The 11,606-nt window shown below is 59.9% G+C and carries 11 protein-coding genes, 1 tRNA gene and 1 pseudogene; 6 read left to right on the top strand and 7 right to left on the bottom strand.

What is annotated here, in order from left to right; translation table 11 throughout:
• The first annotated feature begins 14 nt into the window (after window positions 1-14).
• The gene (locus G502_RS18985; protein ID WP_162140951.1) at window positions 15-593 is read left to right on the top strand and encodes a TlpA disulfide reductase family protein; all 579 of its coding nucleotides are present in this window, start codon (window positions 15-17) and stop codon (window positions 591-593) included.
• Window positions 594-629: 36 nt separating this feature from the next.
• Here G502_RS18985 and G502_RS18980 read toward each other — a convergent pair whose 3' ends face one another.
• From G502_RS18980 to ftsE, 5 genes are all read right to left on the bottom strand, one after another.
• Window positions 630-2,351, bottom strand: coding sequence for an adenosylcobalamin-dependent ribonucleoside-diphosphate reductase (locus G502_RS18980; RefSeq protein WP_022727824.1), 1,722 nt, complete (start codon window positions 2,349-2,351; stop codon window positions 630-632).
• An 89-nt stretch (window positions 2,352-2,440) separates the two neighbouring features.
• On the bottom strand, window positions 2,441-3,178 hold the full coding sequence (locus tag G502_RS0106350; RefSeq protein ID WP_022727823.1) for a lysophospholipid acyltransferase family protein: 738 nt from the start codon (window positions 3,176-3,178) through the stop codon (window positions 2,441-2,443).
• The gene (locus G502_RS18975; RefSeq protein ID WP_022727822.1) at window positions 3,175-3,816 is read right to left on the bottom strand and encodes a YdcF family protein; all 642 of its coding nucleotides are present in this window, start codon (window positions 3,814-3,816) and stop codon (window positions 3,175-3,177) included. Before G502_RS18975 ends, G502_RS0106350 begins: the two co-directional genes overlap by 4 nt.
• Window positions 3,813-4,712: a cell division protein FtsX gene (locus tag G502_RS0106340; protein WP_022727821.1), complete on the bottom strand. Its 900-nt coding sequence runs from the start codon at window positions 4,710-4,712 to the stop codon at window positions 3,813-3,815. The genes G502_RS18975 and G502_RS0106340 overlap by 4 nt, the downstream gene beginning before the upstream one ends.
• Complete coding sequence (ftsE, locus tag G502_RS18970; protein WP_022727820.1) at window positions 4,709-5,431, bottom strand: cell division ATP-binding protein FtsE; 723 nt, start codon at window positions 5,429-5,431, stop codon at window positions 4,709-4,711. Before ftsE ends, G502_RS0106340 begins: the two co-directional genes overlap by 4 nt.
• 152 nt (window positions 5,432-5,583) lie before the next feature.
• Between ftsE and G502_RS22815 the strand changes: the two are divergent.
• The 4 genes and pseudogenes from G502_RS22815 to G502_RS0106320 all read left to right on the top strand — a co-directional run.
• Window positions 5,584-5,682 (top strand): annotated as a pseudogene (locus G502_RS22815) (MJ0042-type zinc finger domain-containing protein); the annotation flags it as partial.
• A 75-nt stretch (window positions 5,683-5,757) separates the two neighbouring features.
• The gene (locus G502_RS0106330; protein ID WP_022727819.1) at window positions 5,758-6,309 is read left to right on the top strand and encodes a DUF3426 domain-containing protein; all 552 of its coding nucleotides are present in this window, start codon (window positions 5,758-5,760) and stop codon (window positions 6,307-6,309) included.
• Window positions 6,310-6,424: 115 nt separating this feature from the next.
• Window positions 6,425-6,796 (top strand): response regulator, encoded by a 372-nt coding sequence (locus tag G502_RS0106325; RefSeq protein ID WP_022727818.1) that lies wholly within the window; start codon window positions 6,425-6,427, stop codon window positions 6,794-6,796.
• A gap of 161 nt (window positions 6,797-6,957) precedes the next feature.
• Window positions 6,958-8,136 carry a diguanylate cyclase gene (locus tag G502_RS0106320; RefSeq protein ID WP_022727817.1) on the top strand — a complete coding sequence of 393 codons (1,179 nt, stop codon included), beginning with the start codon at window positions 6,958-6,960 and terminating at the stop codon, window positions 8,134-8,136.
• Window positions 8,137-8,403: 267 nt separating this feature from the next.
• Here the strand turns inward: G502_RS0106320 and G502_RS22230 are convergent, their stop codons facing one another.
• Window positions 8,404-8,889, bottom strand: coding sequence for a hypothetical protein (locus G502_RS22230; RefSeq protein WP_155957802.1), 486 nt, complete (start codon window positions 8,887-8,889; stop codon window positions 8,404-8,406).
• Between the two features lie 317 nt (window positions 8,890-9,206).
• A tRNA-Gln gene (locus G502_RS0106315) sits at window positions 9,207-9,281 on the bottom strand.
• A gap of 289 nt (window positions 9,282-9,570) precedes the next feature.
• Here G502_RS0106315 and acs point away from each other — a divergent pair.
• A complete protein-coding gene (acs, locus tag G502_RS0106310) occupies window positions 9,571-11,511 on the top strand; it encodes an acetate--CoA ligase (protein WP_022727816.1) in 1,941 nt (646 codons plus the stop codon).
• Window positions 11,512-11,606 lie beyond the last annotated feature (95 nt).

Below are 11,606 nucleotides of genomic sequence, written 5' to 3'. Positions count from 1 at the left end.
AGCGGATGACAGGCATGAACAAAAACCTTTTTCGTGCAGGTGCGGTGCTGGCCAGCTTCCTGTTGGCCGCAGGGTTGGCCGCGGCACAGCCGGCTCCGCCGCGCGAAGGCGTCTTTGCCGACAGTTATGTCGAGATCATCCCCTTTGGCGAGACGCCTGAAACGGGATTCACCCTCTACGAAGAGGGTGAGGAAGTCGAACGCCAGATCGGCGATTTCGAGGGGCAGCTCCTGGTGGTCAATTTCTGGGCCACCTGGTGTGCGCCCTGTATCGAGGAGCTGCCGGACCTGGAGGCGTTGCAGGTGGAGCGCGGCGGCGAGGATCTGCAGGTTCTGACAGTTTCCAATGATCGAGGCGGTGCAGGGCAGGTGTTGCCGTTCCTCGAGCAGCACGGCCTGGGAAATCTGGACGTCTACCTGGATCCCAAAGGCGAGCTGGCCCGGGAATTCCAGGTGCGTGGTCTGCCGACCACATTCATCGTCGATCCGCAAGGCCAGGTAGTGGGCCGCATCGAAGGCATCGCGCCCTGGAATGGCCTAGAGGCTCATGCGCTGATCGACTTTTATCTGGAAGGCCGTCATCGCGAGGAGTGAGCCAGCTGCCTCGACAACGATGGTGAAGCAGCCGGCTTACGTGACCTCCAGGACCGCACCGCGCACCGGGCTGGGACGGTAGGTGGTGCAACCCTTGCAGCCCAGGTCCCAGGCCAGGTCGTAGAGATTCTTGAACTCCTCGAAGGCCATGTCCTCGGGCACGTTGACGGTCTTCGATACCGCGGCGTCGATGTATTCCTGAACCACGGCCTGGGTTTCCAGATGGGCGCGGGGCGACAGACTGCGGGCGTCCACGAAAAGATCTTCCGGCGGATCCGTCCGAAAGTGCTGCCGATAGAGCTTGTAGGCCGGGTCCGTGACCTCTTCCTGCTGTCGCGCTCCGCTGCGCGTCAGGACATTGCGGGTATAGCCGAAGGCAAAGACAGGCTCGATGCCCGAAGAGACGTTGTCGGCCACCAGGGAGATGGTGCCTGTGGGTGCGATCGAGGTCAGCAGGGCATTGCGCAGGCCATGTTCGCCGATTCGTTCGCGCAGGCCCTCGTCCAGCCAGCCCAGTCCTTCGCCGTCCAGGAAGTGCCTGGCATCGAACAGTGGAAAGGGCCCTTTCTCCTTGGCCAGATCGCAGGACGCCTCGTATGCGGCCTGGCGCAGGATCGTCATCCAACGCCGTATGGCCACCAGCGCTTCGGGGCTTCCATAGCGCAGGTTGCAGCAGATCAGGGCATCAGCCAGCCCGGTCACGCCCAGACCGATGCGGCGCTTGGCATGCGCCTCGCGTTCCTGTTGAACGAGGGGAAAACGTGAGGCGTCAATGGCATTGTCCAGCAGGCGTACGGCCGTATGTGTCACCTGATCCAGGGCATCCAGGTCCAGATCCGCCTGTTCCGTGAAGGGGTGGCGGACAAGTGCCATGAGGTTCACCGATCCCAGAAGGCAGGCGCCATAGGGCGGCAAGGGCTGTTCTCCGCATGGATTTGTTGCACTGATCTGCTCGCAGTAGGACAGATTGTTCAGCCGGTTGATGCGGTCGATAAAGATCACTCCGGGTTCGGAGTAGGCATAGGTGCTTTCGAGAATCCGATTCCAGAGTGTACGTGCCGGCAGGCTGCGCCAGGTCTTACCCTCGAATCGCAGTGACCACTTGCGATCCTGACGTACGGCTTCCATGAAGGCGTCGGTGACCAGGACCGAAAGGTTGAAGTTGGTCAGACTCCCCTTCTGCTGCTTGGCGGAAATGAACCGCTCGATGTCGGGATGGTCGCAGCGCAGAGTCCCCATCATGGCGCCGCGCCTGGCGCCGGCGGACATGATGGTGGCGCACATGCGATCCCAGACCTCCATGAAGCTGACGGGTCCGGATGCCTCGGCGTCGATGCTATGAATAGGGGCGCCCGCGGGCCGCAGGGTCGAGAAGTCATAGCCGATGCCGCCACCCTGTTGCAGGGTCAGCGCCGCCTCGCGCAGATGCTCGAAAATGCCGCCCAGATCATCGGGAATCGTGCCCATCACGAAGCAGTTGAACAGGGTGACGTCACGTTTGCTCCCACTACCCGCCAGAATGCGCCCTCCGGGCAGGAAACGGAATCCTTCCAGAATATCCTGGAACCGCCTTTCCCAGTCGGCCGGATCCTTTTCCTGGGCGGCCAGGGCGCGCGCCACGCGTTGCCAACTGTCGGCAATCGTCTCTTCCTTGACGCTGCCGTCCGCCGCGCTAAGGCGGTATTTCATCTCCCATATCCTCTGGGAGAACGGGGAAAGCGCCGTTTCTGCGCCTTGATTCTGTGAAAAGTCCGTCATTGACGAATCCTGGTCATCCCTGAAGTGCCTGTTCAGCAGGTTCGCGCGGCACTGTAATACCACGGATTTGGCGTGAGCGCGGATACCCTTCAAGCCGAAGGTCTATGCTGCCCCGACCGATCGTGCAGCGCGCGGCTGGCCTCCTCGATGCTTTCGCGCAGGCGGGACATGACCTCGTTGCGTGACAGGCCGGTCGGTAGTGGAGGCAGTATTTGAAGCGTGATGCAACCGGGATACTTCAGAAAGGAGCGGCGCCCCCAGAAATATCCGGAATTCAGTGCGACTGGAACCAGAGGAGCTTCGTTTTCCAGGGTCTTGTACAGGGCCGCGACTCCCGGCTGGTAGGGGCGGGTTTCCCCGGGTGCGGTTCGCGTGCCTTCGGGAAAGATGATCACCGGCCGGCCCTCGGCCAAGCGGGCGCGCGCCTGTTGCTGGAGGCTGCGCAGGGTGCGGGCGGCGCCGCGCCGGTCTATGGCGATCATGCCCATGTGCTTCAGGTAGGAACCGAACAGCGGGATCTGCAGAAGTTCCTTTTTCAGAATGTAGACCGGCCGGTCGAGCAGCAGGACAAAGACCAGGGTGTCCCAGGCCGATTGGTGCTTGCTGGCAATCAAGGCCGCACCGTCGGGCAGATGACTGCGGCCCTCGAGCCGCCAGTTCAGTCCGACAATCGTGCGCAACAGGAAGAAGACACTGCGTGCCCAGAAGCGGCCGCCAGCCCAGATGTAGCGGGGCGGGAGGAAAAGCAGCGGAATGTAGGCCAGGGCCAGAAACGTGGTCCAGATATAGAACAGGCCATTGAAAACGAGCGCGCGCAGACGTGTCACGGCCGTGTCCCCTCAGCGCCAGCCTCGTCCGTCAGGGGCAAGGGCCTGCGCACGGAAGCGATCAGATACTTGGCATATTCGTTCATCAGCAGGGCCAGGCTGCGCGCTCGCCAGCGCCAGTCTTCCTGTCGGAAGGCGTCCGGAAAGACGGGTTCCGCAAGGATCTCGACACCCGGGATCGCGCGCCGCAGCTCTAGGAGGCTGCGGGGCATGTGGTAGGCTGCCGTTACGAGGCGCAGGGAACGCAGTTCGTTGTGACGGGCCCATTCCCCCGTTTCCTGGGCATTCTCGCGGGTGTTGCCGGCTGCATAGCCCAACTCGATGCAACACCGCAGTTCCTCGGGGTTGCGGGCGGCCACTTCAAGCAGTTCATCCACCTCCACGCCATGATAGACACCCGAAACAAACAAGCGTTCGGCCCGTTCTTCTTCCAGAAGTTTCAGTCCCTGGTCCAGCCGGCCGCTGCCACCGGTCCAGACCACGACGGCATCCACGGATTCGCCCGGCTTTTCGGACTGGGTGGGAATGTTGGAGGCAAAACGTGCCAGACCGAAAAGAAAGGCGGCCAACAGCAGGACAGGCAAAAGAAGGATCAGCCGGCCGCGGTGCTTGCGGCGCGAAGCGGATTTTACAGTCATGTCAGCCGCGCCAGGGTTCTCAGTACAGTGTAGCGCGCCGTTAGCAGCGCCACCAAAGCGGTGAAGACAGGCAGAAACAGAAGCAGAACCCAATCCATATAACCAAGGGAGAGATCGGGCAAGAGGGCTGTCGGTTGGCGATCCACCAGCCACTCCAGGCCAAGCAGCGTGGCGACGGCTGCCAGCAGACCGATAAGTCCGCCCCCCAGTCCCAGGCGAAAGGCATGGCTCTGGAACTGTGCGGCGACATAGCGGTCGCGTGCGCCGATCAGGTGCAGCAGCTCAATCATCTGGCGATGGATCGCCAGCCCTGTGCGTGTGACGAAGATCACGGTGATGACGGCGGCCGCCCCAACCAGCAGCACGACCAGCAGGGCCACGGTCTGGATCGACTGTGCGAAATCCAGCAGTCCGCCGATCCAGCGTTGGTGGTCGTCAACCTGGGCGCCGGGTGCCAGAGTCTGGATTCGAGTTTCGAAATCGTCGGGCAGGCTGAGGCCTTCGCGCAGTTCGAGGGTGATGAGTTGGGGGATGGGCAACTCGGCTTCGGTGGCAAGATCGCCAAGCCAGGGCTCTACCAGTTCCGCGCTGCGCTGGCGGTCCAGGACGTCCACGCCTTGGACGGCTGGCACCTCCAGCAGGTATTCGACCAGGGCATCGATATCCGCCGATTCGGCGGGATTGCCCTGTGCAGAGAGGGCCGCATGCGGAACCTGGATGGTGATGCGGCCCGAGAGGTCCTGGTCCCAGCGATCCGCAATCTTCTGGGCGGCGAGTGCGCTGACCAGCGCGATGGCTGCCAGATAGACCATGAAGGCAATCAGCCAGGGCAGGAAGCGGGCAGAGGCGTCTCGGGACAGGGGCAGGTCGCGCGGGCGACGGCGCAGGGAGATCATGATTTTCCCTCCCCGGCTTGCGGGTGTTCGGCCTCCAGATCTGCCCCCCTGCCTGGATCGCCGGCCGGCTGGTAGAGGCTTCCTCCCGAGAGATGCAGGGCCGGTTTGCCGATACGCTCCACAAGGCTTTCATTATGGGTGGCGATGATGACGGTCGTTCCGCTACGGTGCAGTTCGACGAAAAGGTGCATCAAGCGCATGGCGATGCGATCGTCCACATTTCCGGTGGGCTCGTCGGCGACGATCAAGCTGGGGCGGCTAATGACGGCCCGTGCGATGGCAATGCGCTGCTGTTGCCCCCCCGACAGGGTTGCGGGCAAGGCATTGATGCAGTCGGCCAGGCCCACCCAAGCCAGCAGCTCCTCGACCTTGGCGCGCAGCCGCGCTTCAGGTTCGCCGGAGATGCGCAGCGGCAGGGCGACATTCTCGAAGACGGAAAGGTGTCCGATCAGGCGGAAATCCTGGAAGATAACGCCGATGCGCCGGCGGAGCAGAGCGCGTTCGTCGCGGTCCAGTTTGGAGACATCGCGGCCAAACAACGAAATGCGGCCCTGACTCGGCCTTTGGCCCAGATAGAGCAGTTTGAGAAGAGAGGATTTGCCTGCGCCGCTCGGCCCCACGAGGAAATGAAAGGAACCGGGCTCCAGACGGAAATCCAGCCTCTGCAGGATGTCCGGTCCGCGCCCGTAGCGCAGGTAAACATCTTCAAAGCGAACCAATGATACAGACGTCCTTGTCGCGATCTGCCCGACTCCGCTCCGGGCCGGGCTCAAGATGGCATGCGCCTGCTTCGGGGTAAAGCGGCGCTGCTTGCGTTGGACGTGGGCGGACGTTTATATGGAAGAAATCTTATGGGGGACCGTAAAATCCGATGATTCTGACCTGCCCGTCCTGTCAGAGCCGCTTCAGAGTGCCGGACGGCTCACTCGGTACCGAGGGACGCCGGGTTCGTTGCGGGGATTGCCGCCACGTCTGGCATGCCATGCCGGAACCAGCCGACAGCCCAAGCCCGGAGGCTGCACCGGGGGAAGAGGCTATGGGCAGGATGGCCACGCCCTCCGGGCCCGCTGGCCAGCGGGCGGCCGAGGCGGATGTGGGGCCGATCTCCGATGCTTCCGCCTGGGCACCTCGACCGAGCGCAGAGCGCGACAAGAAACCTGTTCCGCGGGGTCTGCTGGTCGGCTGGGGCCTGTTGGTTATCGTGATCCTTGGCCTGGCTGCCGCGGGCTGGTTTGCGCGGGAAGAAGTCGTGGCGACCGTTCCTGAGACGCGGCCCCTCTACGAAAAGCTGGGACTGCCCCTGGCGGTGCATGAGCCCCAACTGGTGGTACACGATGTGGTGTCTCTGCGCAGGACTGTGGACGGACAGGAGCAGCTGCAGGTTCAGGGGATCGTGACCAATGAGGGCGCGCGTGAAGTGGCTGTGCCCGAGATGCGTGCCGTGATCAATGACACCTCGGGTGATGAGCTCTACAGCTGGACTTTCCGGCCGAATGGCGCTCGTCTCGCGCCCGGGGAGTCCACCGAATTCCAGACGACTGGCGAAGATCCGCCGGACGAGGGATCCATGTCGTTGATCTTTCTCGAGCAGGACTAGGGTGACCGCTGCCTTGAAGCGGACACATAACCCCTGAATGATGCCAAAGAATCTTTGATTTGGCCGTTGTCATGGGGGACTATGACAACTTGCCACACGCTATTCGAGACGGGACATGGCGCATATCCTGATAGCTGAAGATGACCTGGCAGTTCGAAGTTTCGTTTCCAGGGCCCTGGAACAGAAGGGCTTTGACGTCACGGCCGTGGGGGATGGCATACAGGCGCTTGAAGCCCTCCAGAATGACGGATACGACTTGCTGGTCACGGATATCGTGATGCCCGGTCTTGACGGCATCGGATTGGCGCTGCGTGTGACACGGGATTACCCGGAGTTGCCAGTGCTTCTCATGACGGGCTATTCGGCCGAGCAACAGCGCGCCTATGACCTTGAGGAACTGATCTGCAAGGTGCTGATCAAGCCCTTTACCCTGAAACAGGTTTGCGATGCTGTGGAAGAAGCCTTGAATCAGCGCCAGGCAAGTTGAGCGGTTAACCCGGTCTTTACCGTCCTGCCATCATGATCATGTGCGTTTTCACCAACGAGTCCAAGGCACTGACATTTCGTCAGCTATAGGATCGTTGGGTCTCTTCACGCCCTGAGCGAAGTTGTTGCCGACCCACAATGAAAGCCGACTTTTCCCGGATAATGGATCCGCTGGGCCCGGAAAAGCGCCTGGCCAATCGCTATATCGCGGGGCTTTTTCTGATCCTGCTGCTGGCCGCCGGCTCCAATCTGGTGATGGATCGGCTTCTGCTGGCTGAGGAAAAATCGGCTGAAGTCATTGAGTTGGCGGGCCGCCAGCAGATGCTTTCGCAACGTATTATCCAGTTGGCCTATCGCTACGTTCTGGCGGAAACGCCCCATGAACGGAATTACCTTCACAGCGGCCTGGACCTGGCTGTCCGCGAGATGCGCCAAAGTCACGAAGAGCTGCTGAAGCACGCTCCTTCGCAGATCTATACCGATGTGGCAGATCCCATCTACTTCGACCCGCCCTATCGTCTTGATATGCGCGTACGCGGCTTCCTGGGTGCAGCCGAGGGTCTTTTGGCCCACGACCCCGGAGCGCTCGACATAAACAACCCCTATCTTCAGCATCTGCGCGAACACGAGGGCAGTCTGGTGCTTCAGGGATTGGGGTTGGCCGTCGAGCGCTACGTCGAACAGGCCGGCGATGCCATGCGGTATATGCGCTGGATGCTCTGGACCCTCTTCGGTCTGCTGCTGCTGACCGTGCTGCTGCTGGGTGCCGTGATCTTTCGTCCCGCCTTTGTGCGCCTCATGGAGCGCGCCCGGGAGCTCCATCGGGAAGCAGGCACCGACGTTCTGACCGGCGGTCGCAACCGTCGTGGGTTCCTCCATTGGGCCGATATCTTGCACACACAGGTCAAACGGCAAGCCGGTTCCTGCACGCTGCTGGCCCTGGATATCGATCACTTCAAGGTGATCAATGATACCTATGGCCATCAGGCGGGAGACCAAGTGCTCACCCGGGTCGTCGAGGCCTGTACGCGGCATCTGCGCCAATCGGATGTTCTGGGACGGGTGGGCGGCGAGGAATTTGCCGTGCTGTTGCCTGGTATTGCGCCGAAGACCGGAATGGCCGTGGCGGAGAAGCTGCGACGGTTGGTGGAGAACCTGGAGGTGGAGGCGGGGACAGAGACGCCTTTGAGCTGCACGGTGAGCATCGGCGTGAGCGAACTGCTTGTGCAGGACGAAAATCCAGCGATGGCCCTGGCACGGGCGGATGCCGCCCTTTATCGTGCCAAGGCCGAGGGCCGGAATCGCGTCGTCCTGGCGGCTTCAGATGATGATCCGAACTGAAGCAAGAAGCGGTGAATGGTTGGGGCGGCAGGATTCAAACCTGCGAATGCCGCTACCAAAAAGCTGTCAAACAACGCAGCCACATTCTCAGAGGGTGAACAGTGCATGTGCCCCTACCAAGGTCTAGGTCTTTAAGGTTTGGCCTGCTTCACTGTTGTCTTGGTCTATAGGTTTATTCACGTCCATCCCTTTGATATTGCTAACAAATCCCAAAATCGGCATATGGCATATTGGGATGGGTGATGCCATTTGAGACAAAGAGCAATCTCAACTACCTCCAAGGTACGAAAAAATGCTCTGTTCAAGTTCACCAGTTGATACGCAAGAGCCATCAACCACTATCTGGCGACCGTCCCAGGCATCTCTTCCAACTACTTCATATTGACCGAAAAAGTTAACGTTAACCTTGGTTTGTTCCGTACTTTCAGGCCGCACAGTCACGTTTAGTGACCCAGTACGCGTGATACGAGGGTCTCCAAGCAAACCTGTAGCTTTAATGTTGCCGCAGTCAAGGAAACGTTCCGATGTCTCAAGCTGATATTTTGCGGTAATGAGACCAGATTCTTTGGATAATTTTTCGATGGTGACGTTGTGATCCGCAAACCAGTCGACAGTCCGGTTCCATGCCGTGTCGTAGGAGATCTGGAACGATTTTGATTTTTGATAATCTTGCTGAGATGGCGGCTCGACAGAGATACTGGAACATCCGGTGAGTAAAATTATGAATCCCACTGCCACGAAATATTTTAGCATGGAAAGCCCCCTCTGACTTTGGTGTTTATCTTTAGATGCAGCGTTTCTGAGTCTGCAGTACTTAGTGATTCCTAAGTATCACGTCCTTCCCAGGGTGTGTCTAGATGTGATCTTAGTAAATAATCTATCCAGGTATTAGCCGATTAATATCAGGTCTATCGCAATCCAATTATTTCTTATGTATCGGAGCATGATCGATTTTTGCTTAGTGAAGACTGGGTAATTCTGAAAAATTATTATATGATATAACCGCTTTATGAGCCGAAGAGCTCTATAAATTTTCCTTAGCACTCATTGTTTCTGAGAAACTGAGGGGATGGTTGGGGCGGCAGGATTCGAACCTGCGCATGACGGTACCAAAAACCGTTGCCTTACCACTTGGCTACGCCCCATCACGTCAGACGTGACTTTCGCATCGTCTGGGCCCGGAACTTAGCGCTGTCGCCCCCGTCCCGCAACACTCGCTTTGCATGCTGAAGGCCACTTGTGGGCAGCGGTCTCGGAGGGGGTTCTGGCCAAAAAGTGCAGCGTTATCGGTATGGTAGAACAGGACCATGGTTGAGTCGGGCCTTTATTCCCGCTTTAATCCCTCCCAGATATGAGCAAGACGATAAGCGACAACCCGATGGGTTCGATCCCGCGGGTTTCATTAAAACAGTCAAGAGGGAGCGTCGCATAAAAATGTCGGACTCGCAGGTCATCCCCGTCAAGGAGAACATTGCTCGCAGCGCGCATGTGGATGCGCAGGCTTATGAAGAGATGTACCGCCGCTCGATCAAGGATCCGGAAGGCTTCTGGGCCGAGCATGGCAAACGCATCGACTGGATGAAGCCTTTCAGCCAGGTCAAGGATGTCAGCTACGACCCGGATGATGTGCATATCCGCTGGTTTGCCGACGGTACGACCAATGCGGCCGTGAACTGCATTGATCGTCACCTGCCGGCCAAGAAGGACCAGGCCGCCATCATCTGGGAAGGTGATGAACCCGGCGAGGACAAGACCATCACCTATGGCGAGCTGCATCGCCAGGTCTGCCGAATGGCCAACATCCTGAAAGCGCGCGGCGTCACGCGCGGCGACCGGGTGACCATCTACATGCCAATGATTCCCGAGGCGGCCTACGCCATGCTGGCCTGTGCACGCATCGGTGCGATCCATTCCGTCGTCTTCGGCGGATTCTCGCCGGATGCCCTGGCCGGGCGTATTCAGGACTGTGAATCCAACTTCGTGATCACTGCGGACGAAGGGTTGCGCGGCGGCCGCAAAATTCCGCTAAAGGCCAATACGGACAAGGCGCTGGCCAAGTGTCCCGGTGTGAAGCACGTCCTGGTGGTGCGCCGCACGGGCGGTAACATCGATTGGCAGGATGGCCGAGATCTCTGGTACCATGAGGAATTCGAGACTGTCGGCGACGACTGTCCGGCCGAGGAGATGGGGGCCGAGGATCCGCTTTTCATCCTCTATACCTCAGGCTCCACGGGCAAGCCCAAGGGCGTGTTGCACACCACGGGCGGCTATCTGGTCTATACCTCGATGACCCATGAATACGTCTTCGACTACAAGGACGGTGAGGTTTACTGGTGCACGGCCGATGTCGGCTGGGTGACCGGCCATAGCTATATCGTTTATGGGCCGCTGGCCAACGGTGCCACGACCCTGATGTTCGAAGGCGTGCCCAACTATCCGGATGCCGCACGTCACTGGCAGGTCTGCGACAAGCACAACGTCAGCATCTACTACACGGCACCGACAGCGATCCGGGCCCTGATGCGCGAAGGCGACGCGCCGGTGAAGAAGACCAGCCGCAAGTCCCTGCGCCTGCTGGGGACCGTGGGTGAACCGATCAATCCGGAAGCCTGGCTGTGGTATTACAAGACAGTGGGCGAAGAACGCTGCCCCATCGTCGATACCTGGTGGCAGACCGAGACCGGCGGCATCATGATTTCACCCTTGCCCGGCGCCATAGACCAGAAACCCGGCTCGGCCACCAAGCCCTTCTTCGGGGTGAAGCCGGAAATCGTCAATACCGACGGCAAGGTCCAGGAGGGAGCTTGCGAGGGCAATCTCTGCATCGCCGATTCCTGGCCGGGCCAGATGCGCACGGTCTACGGCGACCATGACCGCTTCGTGCAGACCTATTTCTCCACCTATCCCGGCAAGTATTTCTCGGGTGACGGCTGCCGCCGCGACGAGGATGGCTATTACTGGATCACGGGCCGCGTGGACGACGTGATCAACGTCTCCGGTCACCGCATGGGCACTGCAGAAGTCGAGTCGGCCCTTGTTGCTCACAAGAAGGTCGCCGAGGCCGCCGTGGTGGGCTATCCCCACGACCTGAAGGGGCAGGGCATCTATGCCTATGTGACCCTGGTTGCCGGTGAGGAGCCCAGCGAGGAGCTGCGCAAGGAGCTGGTGCAGTGGGTGCGCCAGGAGATCGGGCCCATCGCTTCGCCCGACCTGATCCAGTGGGCGCCCGGACTGCCCAAGACCCGGTCGGGCAAGATCATGCGCCGCATCCTGCGCAAGATCGCCGAGAACGATTACAGCAACCTGGGGGACACCTCGACCCTGGCCGATCCTGCCGTGGTGGATGACCTGGTGGAAAACCGCATGAACCGCTGATTCTTCGGTTCATAGTCCTGATCAAGAAAAAGGCGGTCCTCTGTGACCGCCTTTTTCAATCTCGAAGTCTGTGTTCTGGCAGAAGCCTGTATTTT

Origin of the sequence: Fodinicurvata sediminis DSM 21159 (genome assembly GCF_000420625.1) — a bacterium.
Classification (GTDB): Bacteria; Pseudomonadota; Alphaproteobacteria; order Kiloniellales; family DSM-21159; genus Fodinicurvata; species Fodinicurvata sediminis.
This window is presented reverse-complemented; position numbering and strand designations above follow the sequence as displayed.